Source organism: Planktothrix sp. FACHB-1365, assembly GCF_014697575.1.
In the GTDB taxonomy this organism is placed as follows: Bacteria; Cyanobacteriota; Cyanobacteriia; order Cyanobacteriales; family Microcoleaceae; genus Planktothrix.
In genome coordinates, this window is the sequence record NZ_JACJSC010000015.1 from 71,256 (window position 1) to 91,981 (window position 20,726).

The 20,726-nt window shown below is 40.2% G+C and carries 18 protein-coding genes; 9 read left to right on the forward strand and 9 right to left on the reverse strand.

Annotation, left to right across the window (positions count from 1 at the left end; all coding sequences use genetic code 11):
- The 7 genes from H6G57_RS16820 (at window position 1) to H6G57_RS16850 (ending at window position 10,578) form a co-directional block, all read left to right on the forward strand.
- On the forward strand, window positions 1-669 hold the full coding sequence (locus H6G57_RS16820; RefSeq protein WP_190520532.1) for a HupE/UreJ family protein: 669 nt from the start codon (window positions 1-3) through the stop codon (window positions 667-669).
- 88 nt (window positions 670-757) lie between these two features.
- The gene (gene cobW / locus H6G57_RS16825) at window positions 758-1,795 is read left to right on the forward strand and encodes a cobalamin biosynthesis protein CobW (protein ID WP_190520535.1); all 1,038 of its coding nucleotides are present in this window, start codon (window positions 758-760) and stop codon (window positions 1,793-1,795) included.
- A gap of 248 nt (window positions 1,796-2,043) precedes the next feature.
- Window positions 2,044-4,071, forward strand: coding sequence for a molecular chaperone DnaK (gene dnaK / locus H6G57_RS16830; protein ID WP_190520537.1), 2,028 nt, complete (start codon window positions 2,044-2,046; stop codon window positions 4,069-4,071).
- A gap of 76 nt (window positions 4,072-4,147) precedes the next feature.
- Window positions 4,148-5,140 (forward strand): DnaJ C-terminal domain-containing protein, encoded by a 993-nt coding sequence (locus H6G57_RS16835; protein WP_190520540.1) that lies wholly within the window; start codon window positions 4,148-4,150, stop codon window positions 5,138-5,140.
- A 501-nt stretch (window positions 5,141-5,641) separates the two neighbouring features.
- Entirely contained in the window at window positions 5,642-8,644 is a 3,003-nt protein-coding gene (locus tag H6G57_RS16840; protein WP_190520542.1) for a CHAT domain-containing tetratricopeptide repeat protein, read from the forward strand.
- 52 nt (window positions 8,645-8,696) lie between these two features.
- On the forward strand, window positions 8,697-9,137 hold the full coding sequence (locus tag H6G57_RS16845; RefSeq protein ID WP_190520544.1) for a hypothetical protein: 441 nt from the start codon (window positions 8,697-8,699) through the stop codon (window positions 9,135-9,137).
- A 1-nt stretch (window position 9,138) separates the two neighbouring features.
- Window positions 9,139-10,578 (forward strand): hypothetical protein, encoded by a 1,440-nt coding sequence (locus H6G57_RS16850; protein WP_190520545.1) that lies wholly within the window; start codon window positions 9,139-9,141, stop codon window positions 10,576-10,578.
- A 90-nt stretch (window positions 10,579-10,668) separates the two neighbouring features.
- Here the strand turns inward: H6G57_RS16850 and H6G57_RS16855 are convergent, their stop codons facing one another.
- The 4 genes from H6G57_RS16855 to H6G57_RS16870 form a co-directional block, all read right to left on the reverse strand.
- Window positions 10,669-12,048 (reverse strand): four-carbon acid sugar kinase family protein, encoded by a 1,380-nt coding sequence (locus tag H6G57_RS16855; protein ID WP_190520547.1) that lies wholly within the window; start codon window positions 12,046-12,048, stop codon window positions 10,669-10,671.
- 67 nt (window positions 12,049-12,115) lie between these two features.
- Window positions 12,116-12,775 (reverse strand): hypothetical protein, encoded by a 660-nt coding sequence (locus tag H6G57_RS16860; RefSeq protein ID WP_190520549.1) that lies wholly within the window; start codon window positions 12,773-12,775, stop codon window positions 12,116-12,118.
- 121 nt (window positions 12,776-12,896) lie between these two features.
- Window positions 12,897-13,526 carry an SLATT domain-containing protein gene (locus H6G57_RS16865; protein WP_190520550.1) on the reverse strand — a complete coding sequence of 210 codons (630 nt, stop codon included), beginning with the start codon at window positions 13,524-13,526 and terminating at the stop codon, window positions 12,897-12,899.
- Window positions 13,527-13,648: 122 nt separating this feature from the next.
- The gene (locus tag H6G57_RS16870; protein ID WP_190520552.1) at window positions 13,649-15,052 is read right to left on the reverse strand and encodes a sensor histidine kinase KdpD; all 1,404 of its coding nucleotides are present in this window, start codon (window positions 15,050-15,052) and stop codon (window positions 13,649-13,651) included.
- Window positions 15,053-15,198: 146 nt separating this feature from the next.
- Here H6G57_RS16870 and H6G57_RS16875 point away from each other — a divergent pair, with 146 nt between their 5' ends.
- Window positions 15,199-15,522, forward strand: coding sequence for a DUF3155 domain-containing protein (locus tag H6G57_RS16875; RefSeq protein WP_190520554.1), 324 nt, complete (start codon window positions 15,199-15,201; stop codon window positions 15,520-15,522).
- A 287-nt stretch (window positions 15,523-15,809) separates the two neighbouring features.
- Here the strand turns inward: H6G57_RS16875 and H6G57_RS16880 are convergent, their stop codons facing one another.
- The 5 genes from H6G57_RS16880 to H6G57_RS16900 all read right to left on the reverse strand — a co-directional run bounded on the left by H6G57_RS16880 (window position 15,810) and on the right by H6G57_RS16900 (window position 19,633).
- Window positions 15,810-16,343, reverse strand: coding sequence for a cofactor assembly of complex C subunit B (locus H6G57_RS16880; protein ID WP_190520557.1), 534 nt, complete (start codon window positions 16,341-16,343; stop codon window positions 15,810-15,812).
- A gap of 46 nt (window positions 16,344-16,389) precedes the next feature.
- Window positions 16,390-16,743 (reverse strand): PadR family transcriptional regulator, encoded by a 354-nt coding sequence (locus tag H6G57_RS16885; RefSeq protein ID WP_190520559.1) that lies wholly within the window; start codon window positions 16,741-16,743, stop codon window positions 16,390-16,392.
- 187 nt (window positions 16,744-16,930) lie between these two features.
- Complete coding sequence (locus tag H6G57_RS16890; protein WP_190520561.1) at window positions 16,931-18,037, reverse strand: leucine-rich repeat domain-containing protein; 1,107 nt, start codon at window positions 18,035-18,037, stop codon at window positions 16,931-16,933.
- Between the two features lie 55 nt (window positions 18,038-18,092).
- Entirely contained in the window at window positions 18,093-18,767 is a 675-nt protein-coding gene (locus H6G57_RS16895; RefSeq protein WP_190520563.1) for an ATP-dependent Zn protease, read from the reverse strand.
- Complete coding sequence (locus H6G57_RS16900; protein ID WP_190520565.1) at window positions 18,767-19,633, reverse strand: D-alanyl-D-alanine carboxypeptidase family protein; 867 nt, start codon at window positions 19,631-19,633, stop codon at window positions 18,767-18,769. Before H6G57_RS16900 ends, H6G57_RS16895 begins: the two co-directional genes overlap by 1 nt.
- A 48-nt stretch (window positions 19,634-19,681) precedes the next feature.
- Between H6G57_RS16900 and H6G57_RS16905 the strand changes: the two genes are divergently transcribed.
- The gene (locus H6G57_RS16905; protein ID WP_242048999.1) at window positions 19,682-20,674 is read left to right on the forward strand and encodes an AEC family transporter; all 993 of its coding nucleotides are present in this window, start codon (window positions 19,682-19,684) and stop codon (window positions 20,672-20,674) included.
- The last annotated feature ends 52 nt before the right edge of the window (window positions 20,675-20,726 follow it).

Genomic DNA, 20,726 nt, shown 5'->3' on the forward strand with positions numbered 1-20,726 from the left:
ATGTTCAAATCATTTCAGCGTTTTTGTCAGGATTTCTCGCTACAAAATAATAATCGCCTCTTTTTTTTAGGCATCAGTTTATTATTACTGTTGATGGCGCAACCTGCCACAGCCCATCATGCCTTTGGCGGTCAAATTCCGAAGAATTTTTTTGAAGGATTTTTATCAGGGCTGGCTCATCCGATTATTGGAATTGATCACTTTGCATTTATTCTTTCCATGGGTTTAATTGCCGCCAGTATTCTGGGTGGAATTTGGATAATTGTTGGGTTTCTAGGGGCTGCCATGTTAGGGACAGCCATCCATTTAATGAGTTTTAATTTACCTGTTCCTGAAGTAGCGATCGCCCTATCTGTGATTACCATTGGCATTTTATTAGTGCTGAAAAAACAGTTACCCCTAGCTTTATTAATCACTTTAGCAAGTGTAGCGGGTTTGTTTCATGGCTATGCCTATGGAGAATCCATTATAGGGGCAGGAATGATGCCTTTAATCTCCTATTTGGCAGGATTTACTTTAATTCAATTGGGAATAGCTGGAGCGACGATGAAACTCGCTCAATCCTTCCAACAAACCTTAGAAAATAGCAAATATTCCCTGATCAAATATTCAGGTTTTGCTGTTGTAGCGATTGGTGTAATTGCTTTATCCAGTGCAATTACAGGCTAATTCCCCTTAAGTACATTTCAGTTTTATTGCTGTAGAGATGTTAAATCAAACGTCTCTACTTTTTACCTTTAAACTTTAACTCAATCTTATGTCTGCCAAAATTCCTGTTACCGTCATTACTGGATTTTTAGGAAGTGGAAAAACCACCACTATTCGTCATTTATTACAAAATAATCATGGTCGCCGCATAGCCGTTTTAGTGAATGAATTTGGAGAAGTGGGTATTGATGGAGAATTGATCCGATCTTGTCAAGTTTGTGATGATGAAACCCCAGAAGTCAACTTAGTAGAACTCACCAATGGTTGTTTATGTTGTACGGTGCAGGAAGAGTTTTTTCCCGCTATGCAAGAACTTCTAAAACGCCGGGATAAAATCGATCATATTGTGATTGAAACCTCTGGGTTAGCATTACCAAAACCCTTAGTTCAAGCCTTCCGATGGCCAGAAATTCGCACGGGTGCAACGGTTGATGGTGTTATAACCGTAGTAGACTGTGAAGCCGTTGCTAATGGGACGTTAGTGGGGGATATTGAAGCAGTTGAAGCTCAACGTCAAGCTGATCCCAATTTAGATCATGAAACCCCCATTGAAGAATTATTTGAAGATCAACTCGCCTGTGCAGATTTGATTTTATTAACAAAAACCGATCATGTTAATACCGAAGCTCAACAAAAAGTTGAAACGTGGTTAAAACAAGAATTACGAGAGGGAGTTAAAATTGTTTGTTGTCACCAGGGAAATATTCATCCTGATGTGATTTTAGGGTTTAATTCAGCCGTTGAGGATAATTTAGAAGCTCGTCCCAGTCATCATGACACGGAAGAAGAACACGAACATGATGATAATATCAATTCTGTTCCCCTGATTTTAACTCAAGATTTTGAACCCCAAGACTTAATTGAACGATTAAAAACCATAGTTAAACAACAGGAAATTTACCGGATTAAAGGGTTTGTTTCTGTTCCTAATAAACCGATGCGATTAGTTTTACAAGGAGTGGGCGATCGCATTGAAACCTTTTATGATCGTCTCTGGAAACCGACAGAATCTCGTCAAACCCAATTAGTTTTTATTGGGGAAAATTTACAAGCTTCTGAAATTAAAAATGCTGTTTTAGGGAATTAAAACCTATTTTTAGGTTTTGTCAGGGCGGGTTAAAGTTAACTTTTGATCCTCAAAAATCATTGATTAACACCTGCCCTAATTTTGTGCCAAAATTTGTGAATCATTAGGATCGGTAGTCTTCAAGATTAAGAATAGCGCCAAACTTAAATTATAGGTCAGGGAACCAGTAGACGTTACACTGCGTTACAACACGATAGAATATAAGGTGATCTAGCCAGAAACCATATTGACAAGGAGATAACCAACGCATGGGCAAAGTAGTCGGCATTGACTTGGGGACAACAAACTCTGTGGTTGCGGTCATGGAGGGCGGTAAACCCGTTGTGATTGCTAACTCTGAAGGGATGCGAACCACCCCCTCCGTCGTTGGGTTTACCAAGGAAGGAGAACGCATCGTGGGACAGATGGCTAGACGACAGGCGGTTTTGAACCCCCAAAACACCTTTTATGGGGTCAAACGGCTGATGGGTTGTCGCTATTCTGACCTGTCTCCCGCTTCAAAACGGGTTCCCTACACGATGCGACGGGATGAAACTGATAATATTAGAATCAAATGTCCCAGAGTTAATAAAGATTTTGCGCCGGAAGAAATTTCGGCAATGATATTAAAAAAATTAGTTGAAGAAGCAACTCGTTATTTAGGAGAAGAAATTACCGGGGCTGTGATTACGGTTCCTGCCTATTTTAATGATTCTCAAAGACAAGCCACCAGAGACGCTGGACGCATTGCAGGATTAGAGGTTAAACGCATTTTAAATGAACCCACTGCGGCTTCTTTAGCTTATGGTTTGGAACGCAGAGATTATGGCACAATTTTAGTGTTTGATTTGGGGGGCGGAACCTTTGATGTCTCGATTTTAGAGGTGGGAGAAGGAGTATTTGAAGTGAAGTCTACCAGTGGAGATACGCAACTGGGAGGAACGGATTTTGATCAGAAAATTGTGGATTGGTTAGCAGAACAATTTCTATCAGAAGAAGGAGTAGATTTAAGACGCGATCGCCAATCGTTACAACGGTTAACAGAAGCGGCTGAAAAAGCCAAAATAGAGCTTTCTGGCGTTGGAGTTACGGATATTAATTTACCCTTTATTGCCGCTACAGAAGACGGCCCGAAACATTTAGAAACCCGCTTAACCAGAGGAGAATTTGAGGGCTTATGTGGGGATTTAATTCAACGGTTACGCCGTCCGGTGAAACAAGCTTTAGCCGATGCGGGATTAACGTCTAATGATATTGATGATGTGATTTTAGTCGGTGGTGCTACCCGAATGCCAATGGTGCAACAATTAGTTAGAACGTTAATTGATTTAGAACCGAATCAAGGGGTTAATCCTGATGAAGTGGTGGCCGTTGGTGCGGCAATTCAAGCGGGAATTTTAGCCGGAGATGTGCGGGATGTTCTATTATTAGATGTCACGCCGTTATCGTTAGGATTAGAAACCATTGGGGGAGTGATGAAAAAATTAATTCCCCGTAATACTACGATTCCGGTACGTCGTTCTGATATTTTTTCAACGTCTGAAAATAACCAAACTTTGGTAGAAGTTCATATCCTACAAGGAGAACGAGAATTAGCCGTTGATAATAAATCTTTGGGTCGGTTTAAGTTAACGGGAATTCCGCCAGCACCGCGAGGAGTTCCGCAAATTCAAGTCGCCCTTGATATTGACGCCAATGGTATTTTACAAGTGACAGCGTTAGATAAAACGACTGGACGAGAACAAAGTGTTGTGATTCAAGGTGCTTCTACCTTATCTCAAGATGAAGTTAATCGCATGATTCGAGATGCGGAAAAATATGCAGAAGTTGACCGTTTACAACGAGAACGAGTCGAAAAACGAAACCGCGCCCAAGCTTTAACCTATCAAGCCGAACGACAATTAAGGGAAGTTGCTTTAGATTATGGAATGCAATTTGCTCAACGTCAACGGTCAAGAATTGAAACCTTAATTCGGTCTTTAAGAGATAGTTTAGAACGAGATGATGATCGAGGAATTGATCAAATTAGTGTAGATTTACAGGATGCTTTATATGAGTTAAGTCGGGAAGTATCCGTATTTGCAACGGAGGACGATGAGGATGATTTATTTGGTTCTATTCGCCGCACTTTTTCCGGTGAGAAACGTCGAGTTGACCCCTACGAACCTCAAACTCGCAGTTATCCCCGCTATGACCAACGCAGTAGCAATGGCGGGAGTTTAGGCGGGGGTGTATCCCGTTCTCGTCGCTATTCTCCCAGTGATAATTGGGATGATGACGATGATGATTGGTTGTAACCCTAGAAACCCGGTTTCTAAAAGAAACTGGGTTTCTGACCACTTAATTATGAACTCGTTAACCTAAATTTAACCTATGCAAAATTTTCGGAATTATTATCAAATTTTAGGGGTTTCCCGTGAAGCATCTGTTGATGAAATTAAGAAAGTCTATCGCAGACTCGCCAGACAATATCATCCCGACTTAAACCCAGGGGATAAGGAAGCAGAAGAAAAATTTAAAGATATTGGAGAAGCTTATAATATTTTATCCGATCCTGAAAAACGATTAGAATATGATAATTATAGTCAATTTTGGAAACAAAAAGGGTTTCAAGATTGGCAAAAAAATGCGTTTTCAGGAATCAAAAACTGGGGAAGTCGTCGGACAATTTCTCAAACTGAAGACGTAGATTATGGAGATTATTCTGATTTTGATACCTTTGTTGATCAATTATTAGGACGGCGGCGAGAAGTACGAACCGTTGACCCGAAAAAAGCACCTCAAATGGAATCTACTGACCCCTATGATTCTCCTCGAACAAAAGCAGTTTATAAACCGACTCCCCGCGAAACCAAACGAGATATTGAAGCGCGATTAACGTTACCTTTAGAAAAAGCTTATACTGGAGGAACAGAACGCATCCGGTTAGAAGATGGTCGGTCTTTAGAAGTGGATTTACCCCCAGGAATGGTGAAGGGTCAACAAATCCGTTTGAGAAATCAAGGAATTAATGGGGGCGATTTATTCTTAAAAATTAATATTACTCCCCATCCCTTTTTTAGAATAGAAAAATCAGAAATTTATTGTCAAATTCCCGTCACTCCCACAGAAGCAGTATTAGGGGGAGAAATTGATATTCCCACCCTCGATGGTTTGGTTAAAATGCGTTTACCTGCGGGGGTTATATCGGGTCAACGGTTACGATTAGCCAATAAAGGTTATCCGAATATTGAAGGAGAACGAGGAGATCAATTAATTGAAATTCAAGTGGTTATTCCTAAAAATATTACTCCTGAAGAACGAGAATTATATGAAAAATTACGTCAAATTGAAACCTTTAAACCCCGTCAAAATTTAAAAATATAACCCGTAGGGTGCGTAAGCAACGCGCACGCACCATAAAATTTTTAACAATAAAATAATAATGGTTTTTATATAATTAATCGCCATTGGTGTCAACTTCCGGCTAAAAATTGGGTAGTTTCTCTTAAGTTAATGATCCCCCCTAACCCCCCTTGAGAAGGGGGGAACCGGATTTCAAAGTATTTGTTTTGACAGAATCATTACAGTCTTCTCCTCCCCTCTAACCTTCCTTGAAAAGGGGGGAACCGGATTTCAAAGTCCCCCTTTTTAAGGGGGATTTAGGGGGATCTAATCTCGGCTGTAATCACCTGTTTTCCTCTGAAATTGACACCGAGGGTTAATTTCCAGCCAGCGAGGACGCTGACACTACAAAATACCCATTGCCGCACGAATTACGATTGCCTATTAATAGCAAATATTCAGGGATTTCAAAACCCTCACACTTGATCGAATTCAAGTTAAAATCAATATCAGCAACCCCAGCCCAGACCCAGGAATTGTGCCATGACCCCAGAACAGAAAAAAGCTGAAGCGGATCGCTTATTGATTCAAGGAGTTGAGGAATATTATCGTAGTCAATATCGCCAAGCGTTACAATCATCGCAGCAAGCTTTAACGATTTATCGGGAAATCGGAGATCGTGGGGGGGAAGGCTCTGCTCTGGGCAATTTGGGCATTGCTTACTGTTCTTTGGGACAATATCAACAAGCTATCGACTATCATCAGCAGGGTTTAACCATTGCACGGGAAATCGGAGATCGTCACGGAGAAGGCAGTGATCTGGGCAGTTTGGGCAATGCTTACAGTTCATTGGGGCAGTATCAACTGGCTATCGAGTATTATCAGCAGGGTTTAACCATTGCACGGGAAATCGGAGATCGTCACGGAGAAGGCAATGCTCTGGGCAATTTGGGCATTGCTTACCGTTTCTTGGGACAATATCAACAAGCTATCGACTATTATCAGCAGGCTTTAACCATTGCACGGGAAATCGGAGATCGTCGGGGAGAAGGCACTGCTCTGGGCAATTTGGGCATTGCTTACTGTTCCTTGGGACAATATCAACAAGCTATCGACTATCATCAGCAGGGTTTAACCATTGCACGGGAAATCGGAGATCGTCACGGAGAAGGCAGTGATCTGGGCAGTTTGGGCAATGCTTACAGTTCATTGGGGCAGTATCAACTGGCTATCGAGTATTATCAGCAGGGTTTAACCATTGCACGGGAAATCGGAGATCGTCACGGAGAAGGCAATGCTCTGGGCAATTTGGGCAATGCTTACGATAACTTGGGACAGTATCAACCAGCCATCGACTATTATCAGCAGTATTTAACCATTGCACGGGAAATCGGAGATCGTCACGGAGAAGGCAATGCTCTGGGCAATTTGGGCAATGCTTACGATGACTTGGGACAATATCAACTAGCTATCGAGTATTATCAGCAGCATTTAACCATTGCACGGGAAATCGGAGATCGTAGCGGAGAATTTTCTGGTCTGAATAACTTGGCATTGACCTACAAAAACCTGCAACAAATCCCCCAAGCCTTGGAAACCTGGCAATCTGCCTTAGCTTTATCTTCTCCCCTGAAGTTTCCGGTACAATATTTATCGATCGGGCGTAATTTGGGCTATACTGCCTTTGAGGTGGAAAACTGGCAACTGGCTATTACGGGCTATGAAGCCGCCCTGGATGCTTTAGAAGAACTCTGTCACCGCGACCCCTCCGATGCCAATAAACAACAGCGACGGTCTGAGAATGTTAGAGTTTATGAACGCCTTGTCCAAGCTTATCTGCATCAGAACCAGATCGATAAAGCCTTAATAACCCTGGAGCGCGGCAAGTCTCGCAGTTTAATTGAACTCTTGGTTAACCGGGATTTATTGCCGAAAAATACCCCACCAGAGATTTGTCAACGGTTAGAACAGTTGCGTCGGGAACTTTCTGCCAATCAACGGTTTATCGAATCTTTGGGCGGCGATATTCCTACTTCTGGTATTGATCCAGATTCTCCTCAAAGTCGAAGTGCGGGTGGTGTTAATCTTCCGATTGATTCTATTAATCAAATTCGGGAAACTTTGGTTCAGCAAAAGCAGGAATTAAATCAAGTTTTAGAACAGATTAAAATTTTTGATCCCACCTTTGAATATACCCAACGGGTGCAACGGATTAATAGTTCAGAAATTCTGGCATTATTACCAGAGAAAACGGCGTTAGTGGAATGGTTTGTTGCGTCGGAAAGGATTTATGCGTTTATAGTTTGGTCTGATCCCCCCCAACCCCCCTTAGAAAAGGGGGAGAAGGATGATCAATCAAGTTTTCGCGCTGATTATTGGCAATCAAAACCGGAAGCGGTGACGGCAGTGGTGGAATTGCGCGATCGCTATTTAGAAACCTATAATAGCAAAACCGACATCTGGGAAAATCAGTTAGAACCGTTTTTAGAAGAATTAGCCGAAATTCTGAATATTAATGAGATTTTGAGCAAAATTCCCTCCACTTGTCAACGGTTAATCTTAGTTCCCTATCGAGAATTACATTTATTTCCTCTCCATGCTTTACCCGTTGCTAAAGAGAACGGCAAAACCCTCTGTTTGTTTGATCAATTTTCTAAAGGAGTGCAATATTTACCGAGTCTGCAAATGGGGTTAATGTCGTTAAAAAATACTGAATTGCGAGAGAAAAATCCAGACTATGCTGTTAACAATATTCAATTATTTGCAATTCAAAATCCAACAAAAGACTTAACCTTTGCAGAATTAGAAGTCGATGCGATCGCCTCTCAATTTACTGCTAATATTTTATCGCGTGAAAAAGCAACTAAAATCGCCCTAACTCAACCCCCCAATAGTGACCTGTTTAGAGATGCTAATTATCTCCACTTTGCTTGTCACGGGTCGTTTAACTTTGAATTTCCGTTATTATCCCATTTAATTTTAGCAGGGGGAATTGTGGAAGTATTTGAATCAAGCGATCGCCAAACTCAAGAAAAATTAGACCCTCCAGAAACCGTGCGTTATCTTCCTTGGAGAAAAGGTAAACAAGTCGATACCAATCAATGTTACACCCTCCGCGAAATCTTTAGTTTATATTTCCCAAAAGGGGAACTGGTGACATTATCCGCCTGTGAAACGGGGTTAACACAATTCGATCAGACTTTAGAAGAATATATTAGTCTTCCCAGTGGGTTTCTGTTCGCGGGGGTTAAAAATGTGATTTGTAGTTTATGGCGAGTCAGTGATTTATCAACGGCGATTTTAATGATTAAGTTTTATGAACTATTTCGATCTGAAAAGTCCGTGAGTTTAGCCTTAAATCAAGCCCAAAGCTGGTTAAGAACCGTTGATAAAGAAAACCTGCTAAAATGGTTGGATGCGCTAAAATTAAAACCAGAACCCAAACAAAAACTCCGTCAACAGCTAAACTTAGGGTTGCGTTCATCAACCTATCAACCTTTTAAAGAAGCGTATTATTGGGCAGGTTTTTGTGCCATTGGAACATAGGTTAAAATTCTCTTGATATTCTATTATTGTCAATTCGTTGAGGGAATAAATGATGCAAGACTCTATTGAAACCCTAGTCTGCTTTTTAGAACTATTAGAAATCCAGCCTCCCATTCTTCAAGAGCAGGATAAATCTAGTTTAACCCGATTATTAGAAGAACTGGAACCGTTAAACCTAGATGAAATTCAACAAGCTGCAAATTCTATTAGAGAATGGTGTGAAAATCACGAGAAACAGTTAAAAGAATATGATAAAGCCAAACGAAAAGAGCGAAAAGAACTTGATGAAATTATTGATTCTGATCCCCATAAAGATCGCTGGATTATTCCTAATTTTCAACTTGAAACCTCAGAATATTCTCTATCAGAAAATTCCGATTCTGAAGTTAGGATTTTAATTACACCTCCTCCTGAAAGCAGCGAAACTTGTCCCGTTAAAGTTCCTATTCTGGATTATGTTAAGCAAATTTTAAGCCAATGGATTAATCGTTAAGATGATTGAAAAAGTTTATGCTCCTAATTTACATTTATTTGCCTTTCATCTCTGCAAAGTGTTAAGAGATGATGGCAATAATAGCGTTGAAAACTCTCAAAAACTTTGGGATAAATGTAATCAAATCTTAGAAAATCTGCATTTTTCAGAACGTTTAAATCTGGTTGACGAAACCTTTAAAATTTCACCCATTAAAATAGTCGGAAAACTCCCTAATAGTGAAATTCCCATTACTGGGAGGGTTTATCCGCAATGTCTTTATGATAGTTATGCTGTAGCGTTTAATGTACGTCGTCCTGAACAGGAAAATGGTCAGAAGACAGAAGAAATATCATTAAATTTTTTAAGAGAACTTAATCGAGATCAGATATTTTTACCCGAATTTGTTGAGAGTTCCCTCGGACAAACTTTATTAATTACTGCTTTTATTCCAGAGGAATTTAAACAAAGCTCAATTGAAGATTTAGAAATTTTAGCTCAAAAATGCTTAGAAAAATTTATTCCCAATGATCAACAACGTCCTCCCCTACAAAACCAAGGAGAATTATTTGGAAGTCCTATTTTTGAATATGATAATTTAAGCCAAATTAATCTTGATTCTTCAGACCGCCCTTACTGTCATATTTTAATTTGGTTATTCAGAAAAGATCAAAGCAGTGAAGATTTTATTGATTGTTATCCTGAGTTTATTGATTTATTTTATTATCGTAATAAAGTAATTACAGCCTACCAGGACAGCCTCAAACAATATAAAAAAGCTTTTAATTATTATGGTGAAATTGAACAGGAAATCAAAAGTTTAAATGAGTTTTTAAATCATGAAATAACAGATGAATCTTTTTTAAATGAAGCAGACTTAAAGTTTCTCAAACAAAAACTTAAAGCTTTATCTCAGCAAGATTTTACCTATTCTCAAATTCTCCGCAACTTAAAGCATTATAGAAATACCATTGCAATTAATAGTAAAAACTATCAACAAACTTTAAAAACAATTCAACGGAAATTAAAAGAAAAATCTCCGATTAATTCTGATCAAAAATTAGATTTCTTTCTCGCTTTTATTAATCAGGATAGTCAATATTTTCAAGAACGTATTAAGGATGAACTCAATTATTTTGTTGAGGGTTCTACTTTAGTAGATCGAGCGATCTCATCTATTCGGGGAATTACAGAAATTGAACAAACCGAAAACCAACGCCGTCAGGAAAAACAGGAACAAGAGAATAATTATCAACTCCAAATCAAAATTTTAGCCCTCGGTACAGGAATGAGTGCGGGAGGAATTACAGGCTCTAGTTCTGGTCTATTATTAAGTCAATATGCGACTGATTATCCCGTCATCACCTTTGGAATATCAGTGATCATTAGTTTTCTAGTGGCGTTCTTCTTTTATGTCGGAATTCTGGGAGTGGCTTGGATTTTTAAGAAGAAAAAACCATAGGCTTGTTAGTAGGGGTTTATGATTATTGATAGATTAATTAAGTTTAATTAGGGAGTGGTGCGTGCGCGTTGCTTACGCACCCTACAATTGTTAGGTTGGGGGTTGGGTTAAACGTTGATAGACCGTTGCTAATCCGTTAGCATCTCCCACATTTCCAGGGAATAAAACCACTGGTAAATTCGGATAGAGAGGATGGTTAGAAGAGGTTTTGACCATTGAACAACCTGCTAACACCTGACCAAGTAACCGTGCTGTTTTTAACGCTAATCCTTTACTTAAGACATCATTAGAGGTAATTCCTCCTTTACTAATTAAAAATCCAATATCTGGGGGTAAACCTCGCACAATATCCATCAATAAATCAGATACTTTCATCCCAAAGGCTAACCGAGTTTCTACCGTATCAAATTGTAATTCTTGACGGCTGGTATAAATAACTGGCGTTTGACCTGTATTATGAATAGCATAAATTTGGTCTAAAATTTGTTGTAAGAGTTCCTGTCTTTGAGTTTCACTTTCTTCTAATAAATGGGAAACATCGACTTCAATTCCGACTATTCCAGGTTCTTGTAATAATCGTTCTAATTGTTGAGTTGATTTTTTAACATGAGACCCCATAATTACCACACCCGGTTTCCCATTGCGGGTATATTTTGCCATTTCTTCGGCGGGAATGGGTTGATTTCCGAGTGCTGCTAAAGACGTTAAAATACTCGCCGCACTGCGGAATAAAAAGCGTTTTCCTTGACTGGCTGCGGTAATAATATCTGAGGCGAATTGATCAAAATCAGCTTGAGTTTCACCATCAACAACCACACATTGATTCCCTGTTAAACGCATTAACCGAGGTAAGGTTCCCGCTCGAATATCGGATAACGAAAATCGTTCTACTTTTTCCGATGGAATCAAACCTTTGGTTTTTTCGGTGACATAATCGGGTAAATAACTATGTTGATAACCGAAAACAGAATCCTTAGCAAATTCTGTTAAATGAACGGGGGTTTCTACACCATCAACCATTAAATAATGAATACTATTGCGGGTAATTCTTCCTCCTTCAAAAAAGGCGGGAACCAGAAAATGAGCATCAAAGGGGCCAAGTTCCTCAGCGATGACATCGGTTTCTACAGGATAGTGACCGCGCAGAGTTGAATCGGAACGACTCACCACCATAACATAGAAACCCGGTTTCTGGCCCAGATTTTGCTGATCAAATCCAGATTTTTCGTTGAGAAACCGGGTTTCTTCGGCGGCGAGGGCTAATTTTAAATTTTGGGTAACTTCACGGGTAACGGAGGCGGCTTGTTCGGGGGTTAAGGCTCTAGTATTGGTCAGAATAAAGAAAATTGGAGATTGGTCAGCGAGTCCAATTCGCAGCGTATCGACATCCCATTGAGTCAGCAATAAGCAACTATGAACGGTTTGGGAACCTGTGGGGTCATCATCGAGAACAATAATTTTAGGTCGCATTGGAGTTCCTATCAAGATTGTGTTGAGGCTATTAGAGGATTTATAGGATATAAAACCAGCCTACCACTTAACGGGAAATCTGTTGCTCCTGAAGTTGTTTTAACTGTTGATGAACGTCTGAAGCAATTTCAAAGGCTTGATAGAGGAGTCTTCCTTGTTCTGTTGTGGCTTTTTCGGTTTGTAAGACGGTTAAGGCGGTGAAATTGGGGTCAAATAGTTCTGAATGTTGCTGAATAAATTTTTGGTGGTTTTTCAATGTTCGTTCTATTTTTAATCCTTTAATTAATTCTGTTCTAATTAAGTTTAAAGCTGCAATAATAGCTTCTCGATTGTTTAATTTTCCGGGGGGATGGGCTATTGCATCGAGTTGATCATAAATTTTTAAGGCTTTAACAATGGCGTTATAACGCTCTACTTGATGACACAGTTTAATGAATTGGGGACGGGTTAAGGTATTCCAAAGTTTCACACTATCCTCAAGAATTAATAGTCCTCCCATGATTAAATAAATAATTATTAAAATTAAAGAAACTTCTGGAAAAATTAAACTCCAAATCCAATAACTCATTAATAATAATAATAAAATAAAAAAGGTTTTTAAACCTTCTCCTAATAATTTTTTAACGGTAGCGGGTCGATAGAGTAACTTTTGATTGATACCACTCCAATGCTTGATTTCCCCTGGGGTAATTTCTAATCCTTCTAAATCAGATTGTGTGTTATCCATTGAAGACCTCCATTCCGTAGAAGTGTCTTTTGATTGGTTTTATCGGCTGATTCAAAAATGAACTCAAATCTGCCTCTACGGAACTTAAAAGGTGTTTAAAGGGATCAAATTTATTCTCCATTCAAGAAGATGTATTGCCTATAGATCTGCCATAATTACCGGCTTTTTTAAGTTCATCAGGAATCAGCTTTTGGATGTCATTTTCTGTGCGAAGGGCTTTTTGATAAGCCCATTCAGGACAAGCCGGAAGGGATTTTTTGCTTTCACCATACGCAGAATTAATCTGAACTAAATCATTAAGTTCTTCCTCGATGGGTCGGGGTTCTAAACGACATTTGAGTAAAAACGAATCATATTGATCTGCCATTTGTTCATAAACTCTGGAGGCGACTAAATGGGTATTCGCTTTACCATTGGGATCTAAAAAGGTTAATAACGGTGCAAGAATAGCGACTAAAACGGGAATAATCACCGCCACTAATTGATAAGTCCCACTGATGGCTTGCACACCAGCAACAGCCGCTAAAACAGTGCTGGGAATGCCAATATAAAGATGAGTTCTTGTCCAGCGAATGGAAACATAAATATGCGCTTGACTCAAAACTCGACAGACGGTTTTGCGATCAAAAGCACGATAAATGATATCTTCCTGGGCAACATAAGGCAGTGGTTTACCTGAATTTTGTTCTACAGGAACAGAGGAACTCACGGGGTTATTAATCAGATTATCAGGGCTACTGGATGCACTCATAGGCTTTAAACCGGGTAAAATAAAGGGGTGAAAACTAGATTTTTAGATCAGTTTGTTGGGACTCTTAAGCTTAATATTGGCTTGGGGATGGAGACAACATCAGTTAAGAAAAAATAATTCTATCAACTTCTGTTCAATTCTTGATCAGGAGTAACACCCTTTAACCAAACGATAAATGTAGTTCCCCTAGGAGTATTCCCACGAGAAAGCATATCCTTGGAGACCCAAACCGAATTAACCGGAGAGAACACTTCAATTTTTCCCTGCATTTGTTCGACTAAGGTTTTGGCGATCGCTAACCCTAACCCTGTCCCCGGAATTTCAGAACGTCCTTGGACACCCCGATAGTGACGTTCAAATAAATGGGTTAAATCTTCGGGTGGAATACCGGGGCCAGTATCACTAATGCCAATTCCCACTTGTCGGGGTTGAGATTTGCGTTTTTGAGTTAGTCGCACTCGAATACAAAGTTTTCCGCCCGGTGGAGTATATTTTAAGGCATTATCGAGGAGGTTACTCAAGACTTCCCGCAAGGCTTTATGATTCCCTTGGACAACGGGTAATTTAGGGGGAAGGTCAACAAAACAGTCAAGTTGTCGTTCTTCGGCGATGGCTTGGGTTGATAAAATTAACGGTTGTAAGACCTCAGATAACTCTAACCATTCGAGTTCATCCCAGGCGGGTAACAAAGTTAACATTGAGGACGTAGACGTGGCTTCTTCCCCAGGAGGCATGGAAACCAAGACAGAATCAACGGTTAGGGGTAAGCTTACAGCAGGTTCTGTGCGGTCTAAAGTTTGATCGGCTTGTTGTAACAATTCTTGAATGCGATCGCTCTCTCGTAAAATACTATTGGCAATCGGATAATTTTTATCGTCGGGTAACAACCGCTTTAATAATAATTTTCCAAAGGTACGCACCGCCGTGAGGGGACTTTTAAGTTGATGAAAGATATTATGAAGGGCATCGGCTTGTTGCGCCTGTAGGTGTTGTTGTTGGCTTAATTGTTGTTGAAACCATTGGGAGCGTTGATCTAAAATACAACCCAGGGCTAAGGTATGGGCAATTCCTTGCAATTGGCCATATTCCTCTGGGTTCCAGGAGCGATCATTGCGTCCGGTGACTAAAAAGCCTAAGACCACCTCTTCTTGAATCAACGGTAACACGGTTTGACTGCGTTGTTGCCAACTTTTCTCTTCTTCTAGGGGTTGTTCCCGGTGTGCTTCAGCTTCTATAAAATCATTGATATCCACCGCCGGTAACAAAATCCGGGTTTTGGTAATTTCTTCTGTGGTTAACAAACGAGGTAGAGTTGGAGTTAACATTGTCGGAAAGCGCATCAAACCCGGAATATCCAAATCTTCCAGGGAGGTTTCAGGATAAGTGGCGATCGGAATCAATTTCTGATGTTCCTCATCCACCCAAGCCTCGGCCAAATACACCACACTCAAGGACGCACCTAAACTCGCCGTCAATGACAATTGCGTGCGACAGAGTTGGACAAATTCAGAACTCGCTGTAAGCATAGGAGGGGGAGGAGCCGGGGGATCAGTGTACTGATTTTGTATCAATCTATTAAAACATCTTGAAATTTTGAACTAGAACAGATATACTTCTTTCGGATTTTGTAGCTATATTTACAACCCGCCTGCTTAAAAAGGAGGTCAACAAGTTGGCTAGAAGACGTAAGCGTAAAAGCCGTCGTAGACAAGAAGGACGAAGAATTTTAGAATGTGTGCCTCAATATAGCATTTCGAGTGGCGAAGATAAACCTGTAACGGCTGCTCGCAAGTTTATCCATGCCGAGGGAATTATTCCCCCTGCTGTGCTTCTTGTCAAACGCAATGAGCATACAACAGATCGGTATTTCTGGGCTGAGAAGGGTCTGTTTGGTGCTCAGTATGTTGAAGAAAATCATTTTTTATTCCCCAGTTTAAAGCAGCTTGTGGAAAAAGCAACACCCCTATCTTCTGCTTCCGCCCTCAAAAGCGTTTGAAGTCTAGATCCCCTGTGTTGAATATTCTTAATGCTTAAAGTAAAGGGTTTTCTAAATGCGGAATTTTTCTGGCGTCCTGAAACTGGGTGACAGCTATTATCAACATGAGCTTTAGTCCTTAACTCAGATTAAGGCAGCGCGAGAGAAAAACCGGATAGGTCTGGTGGTGAACCTTCAATGGAGGCAATCTATCTCTGGGGGTTTAGTCGGTTAAAAGGTTGTTGAATTTCTTCTCTTTTAACCCAACTAGCCCAGGAGTCCCTGCTTCTAGCAAGGATCAGATGAAATTATTCGCAAGGTTTGAGGTGCAGTGCTTGTTTGAGCGTTGCCAGTTCGTCTCGGTGAGCGGTTACAGTAATTAAACTTTGAGTTTGGTTTCCTTGACCGAGAACCGCATCCAGCTTAAGAGAGACTTTTTCGAGCCGCCCGGCACCTTTCCAATAAAACCACCCCGCCAGGGGCGAAAGCAACACCAGTCCCCAAAACAGTTCGCCAAGGTTGGGAATAGCCATCGATAGGACTAATCCTAAACATAACAGCCCAACGGCCGTTAATAGGGTTAAGAAGATGGCTAGAAACCAACTGGGACGAACTAACCCCTCAAAGGTGATTTGATTGTCTTCCCGATTTAATTTCGTCACACGATAAGCTCGTGCTGCGAAATATTGTTGAATTTGCGTGAGCAAAGAGTCTGCTTCTTGTTCAGCCATTAGTTTTTCCTGCTGGGTTCGATCTTTGGTCGCAGCCCGCACAAAGAAGAATAAGCCAATCGCCAGTAACAAGGTCAACACAAACGTGGAAGGAATTACGGGAATCATCATAGATTAAATGAGTCTACTTTTAAACGGTCACTCGTCGATGGGGAGTTTACACAAATTTACCTCGACGAGTTGTATATTCATGCCAAAGTCTGGCTAACTCTTGCGCCTGGGTTTTGTATTCCGGTATGATTTGGTACATCCTACGAGGGCGACCTCTACCTTCTACCTTCTGCCAGTATCCCGTAATCGTTCCTTGTTTTTCTAGGAACTTCAAGGCACTATAGAGAACCGTATCCGATAATCGATAAGCAGAATACTCTTGTTCTAGTCGTTCAATCAGTTCGGTTCCATAGGAGTCCCCTCGCAGAAAGACAGATAAGATGTAGCAAACCGCCAGTTCTTTATTGAGATAGATAGGCGGGGGTTCTTGGAAAAATTGATAGATCTCTTCAAAGGTCATAAGATTCTCCCGCTTACTCTGAAGCATGATTGATTCACCTAAATTTTAGATAAGGATGAAAATTTTTGACTTCTAGCCTGACTCTATTTATATAATTTATCGCGCCGTGATTCGGGATTTAGTCAATGTGGTCACTATTTTTAGGGATATTGGAGAAAATCAATCACGGTGATTCCCTCTAGGTTAGCTAAAAACGACAGGTTAAGGTGGTTTTAACGGGACAAGCTCGTTCTGTCAAGGAATTCCCTCTCAGGTCTAATCCGGTTAGGTTTGTCAAGCTTTGCAATGGACGACTATCGGAAACTTTTGTATTATACAAATCTAAAGTGATTAATTGGGTTAACGGTTGCAGGGGTGCAAGATTTGAAACCGAGGTATTAAACAAGCTGAGGATTTTCAGGTGGGTCAATGCTTGTAAGGGGGTTAAATCGGAAATGGGATTATTGCCAAGGTAAAGTTCGGTTAGATTGGTCAGGGTTGCTAAAGGACGAAGATCGGAAATTTGATTATCAAATAAAGTTAATTGGTTGAGATTGGTTAAAGAGGCGAGGGGGGTTAAATCTGTAATTTGATTGTTAAATAGGAGCAGTTGTTTGAGATCAGTTAAAGAGGCGAGGGGAGTTAAATCTGCAATTTGATTATCATAAAGGGCTAAATAGCTGAGTTTTGTTAAGGGGTGTAGGGGTGTAATATCAGAAATTTGGTTTCCCTGTAAGGCTAATTTTTTTAAACTTACTAAAGATTGCAACGGCGTAATATCTTGAATTTGATTATCAAATAATACTAAACTTTTTAATCGGGTCAAATGGTTAAGCGGGGTTAAATCCGTAATTTTATTCGTATCTAAAATTAAAGTTTCTAGTGCTATTAAGGAAGAAAGCGGGGTTAAATCATGAATTTGATTGACATCCAGTGCTAAGACTTTTAAATTTGTTAGATTAGCCAATGGCGTTAAATCAGAGATTTGATTTCCACTTAAATACAAAAATTGCAGTTGAGAAAAAGAACTTAAAGGATTTAAATCTTTAATTTGATACCCACTCAAATTGAATTGAATCAGTTGAGATAGAATTTTATTCGCTATTTTACAGTCTTTGGTTTGAGAGATTTCTAATAATAAATCTAGGGTTTTTTGTGTTTCTACCTCTAAATTATTTTGATTTAAACAAATCGTTTCAAAATTATTTGAAGGTTGTACAGAAGTCTCTGAAGCTAAAGCCGGATTTAGGGGTAATAAAAATATTAAACAATTAAGTGCTATTTTATAGGGATTTATGTTAACAAATTTTATCATAATTTTAATAAATTTTTGTTTACAAAATAACATCATAAAATCAACACTTTGTTTTTCAGTCAACCTTAATAATTTGATAACACTCTTCAACAGAAGCCTGATTTTTCATAGCTTCTACCAAACGATAATAGGTCGTTTCGTGGTTTTGAATTAAGGTTTTAGCTTGTAAAATAGCCCAACGTTCTTTAAATTTAGCTTCACTCATCGGACGATTTAACTGAGTCCAAATTGCGGTAATTTTTTCTCGGTCTTCCCGTCCCCCCTCGGCTTTTTGAAATACTAACGTTTCTGCGGCGATTCCCGCCATCCAAACGGTACAATAACGATCTAAAACCCGTGATGATAGTTGACCCTGTTGTAATTGTTCCCATAATAGTTGATCAGCAAACTGTACCCCGCCTTGAGCCTTTAATCCCTGTTTGAACGCTTCCCAACCATTTAACGCATATCCCTGAATGGGAATTTCCATCAAATAAGCCACTAAAAAATGTCCGGCTTCATGGTGTACAATTCGTTCCCGAGTGGAAGCCGAAGTTCCCCCTAACCAATCCACTAATAAATTAGCACCTTGACCTTGAAATTGAAAAATATCTAATGTCGCAATCCCTAATAAAAAACAAGTCACACTCGCCGGAATAAAGGGCGAAATATTCAAAACCGGACTCAATAACGCCGATAGGGTGATACAGAAAACACTAATTGCAATCAAGTTTAAACTGGTCGTTCTCATCAGCTTTTCTTCAGTTTTCTGGCTTTATAAAACGTTTCCAAACTCTGGCGATCTCCGACAAACCGCCAATGCCAAGGTTCATAACTCACCCCTTGGGGATTATTCTTAGGAAAGGATAACTCAAAACTATAAAAAGCGGCATTATCTTTTAACCATTGAAAAGCCTGAGTTTGTTCAAAACTAACACTCAAGTTCGTTGAGGGCATATTTCCATCCCCAATATCCATGGCATAACCCGTATGATGTTCACTATATCCCGGAGGCGCGCTTACCTCGGCGCGTTTGGTTGCGACTTGTCCCCGTTGGGCTTTAATTTCAAAAAAGACCGTTTCCTGTTCTTTCACACTCCGAAAGGTTGAAATTGGAACTAAACTCACCCCACTGGCTAAAGCCGCTTGCTCCATTTCCTGATAAGCTTGGGCGGCAGCTTTGCGTAACCGATGACTGCCATCGGGGGTAATACTTTCTAACTCTGCAGCGGGAGCTTCTTCATAGGGGAGATGACCCAATAAATTGTCCGGTAGGGTTGGAGAGGCACTAGGGGAGGGGGCGGTTGGTGTCGCTGAAACTGACGTGCTCGGACTAGGAGACGGGGAAGATGTAACAGAACTTTTGGCTTCTGGGGTAGTTTCTATCAGGGGGATATAAGCTTTGGGAGAAAGAATTCCAAATTGATAATTAATGGCTAAAGCCGTACAGAACGCCACGACGGCTAACCCCAACATTTTCCAGAAGAGTCCGGGTCTTTGGGAGGGTCGGGAGGAAGCCACGGTCGCAACGGGAAGATCTCGTATTGCTTCTGGAATCTCTTGAGTTGATTCATCCGCGACAGTTTCGGCTTGTTTAGGCAGACTAGAATTCTTCAACGGCTTCACTCCTGCACATCCATTCAAGGCTGAATTTTATAATACTTCATGTTGACGGCTAATCGTCAACACCTCAACAGTGAACACTTAATCGTTATGTCTAATTCTGTAACTCAACTTCTAACACTTTATGAATGGCTCATTGGCGGGGTTTTAATCGGCTGGATTTTAGGTCGGAAATTACCCGCTATTGTTCCCTATTATTTAGGAAAAATTTTATATTGGGTCATTGTTCCGATCGCAATTATTGCCTTTTTAAGAAAAGCAGATTTATCCGGTTCAATTTGGATTGCTCCCTTAGCGGCTTGGGCTGCTATTTTTCTCGGTGCAGGATTAGCTTGGATGGGGTTATATTGGCAAAGCCGTATTCCTAAATTCAATATTTTACCCCAATCTTTACCTGCTCAAGGCAGTTTTTTATTAGCGTCAATGGTGGGGAATACGGGATATATTGGTTTTCCGGTTAGTTTAGCCTTAGTTGGGCCCCAATATTTCGGTTGGGCGGTATTTTATGATGGACTGGGAACGGTTATTGGTGCCTATGGATTAGGAGTGGCTTTAGCCGCAAGATTTGGTATGGGAAAACAAGACCCTTGGCAATTAGTTGCAGTATCATTAACGAACCCGGCTTTAATTGGTATGGTGATCGGTTTAATGGTACGAAATATTGCGGTAGCTGATCCGATAGAACAGGGATTACACGCCATTGCTTGGGGAGGTGTTGCTTTAACGTTAATGTTAATGGGAATGCGTTTGAGTCAACTTCATTCTTGGCACTATTTTCAAACCGCTTCTGTCAGTTTAGCTATCAAAATGTTAATTGTACCTTTGGTTTTAGGTTATGGATTAATGCTATTGGGATTAACCGGATCTCCGTTATTAGTTTTAGTTCTGCAAATGGCAACTCCTCCCGCTTTTGCAACCTTAGTTTTAGCCGAAGCCTTTAATTTAGATCGGGAATTAGCCGTTACCAATTTAGCGATGGGCTCTACACTATTATTATTAACGTTACCGATATGGTTATTTTTGTTTGGTCAGTAAAACTTAGAAATTGGGTTTTTGGTGAATCCGCACTCAATTTCTAAACTGTACT

Coding starts and splice junctions, on each gene's coding strand:
- H6G57_RS16865 (WP_190520550.1), bottom strand. CDS start 13,526: ATGAGTGCATCCAGTAGCCCTGATAATCTGATTAATAACCCCGTGAGT.
- dnaK (WP_190520537.1), top strand. CDS start 2,044: ATGGGCAAAGTAGTCGGCATTGACTTGGGGACAACAAACTCTGTGGTT.
- H6G57_RS16880 (WP_190520557.1), bottom strand. CDS start 16,343: ATGATGATTCCCGTAATTCCTTCCACGTTTGTGTTGACCTTGTTACTG.
- H6G57_RS16850 (WP_190520545.1), top strand. CDS start 9,139: ATGATTGAAAAAGTTTATGCTCCTAATTTACATTTATTTGCCTTTCAT.
- cobW (WP_190520535.1), top strand. CDS start 758: ATGTCTGCCAAAATTCCTGTTACCGTCATTACTGGATTTTTAGGAAGT.
- H6G57_RS16835 (WP_190520540.1), top strand. CDS start 4,148: ATGCAAAATTTTCGGAATTATTATCAAATTTTAGGGGTTTCCCGTGAA.
- H6G57_RS16870 (WP_190520552.1), bottom strand. CDS start 15,052: ATGCTTACAGCGAGTTCTGAATTTGTCCAACTCTGTCGCACGCAATTG.
- H6G57_RS16855 (WP_190520547.1), bottom strand. CDS start 12,048: ATGCGACCTAAAATTATTGTTCTCGATGATGACCCCACAGGTTCCCAA.
- H6G57_RS16820 (WP_190520532.1), top strand. CDS start 1: ATGTTCAAATCATTTCAGCGTTTTTGTCAGGATTTCTCGCTACAAAAT.
- H6G57_RS16860 (WP_190520549.1), bottom strand. CDS start 12,775: ATGGATAACACACAATCTGATTTAGAAGGATTAGAAATTACCCCAGGG.
- H6G57_RS16845 (WP_190520544.1), top strand. CDS start 8,697: ATGCAAGACTCTATTGAAACCCTAGTCTGCTTTTTAGAACTATTAGAA.
- H6G57_RS16890 (WP_190520561.1), bottom strand. CDS start 18,037: ATGATAAAATTTGTTAACATAAATCCCTATAAAATAGCACTTAATTGT.
- H6G57_RS16885 (WP_190520559.1), bottom strand. CDS start 16,743: ATGACCTTTGAAGAGATCTATCAATTTTTCCAAGAACCCCCGCCTATC.
- H6G57_RS16895 (WP_190520563.1), bottom strand. CDS start 18,767: ATGAGAACGACCAGTTTAAACTTGATTGCAATTAGTGTTTTCTGTATC.
- H6G57_RS16905 (WP_242048999.1), top strand. CDS start 19,682: ATGTTGACGGCTAATCGTCAACACCTCAACAGTGAACACTTAATCGTT.
- H6G57_RS16840 (WP_190520542.1), top strand. CDS start 5,642: ATGACCCCAGAACAGAAAAAAGCTGAAGCGGATCGCTTATTGATTCAA.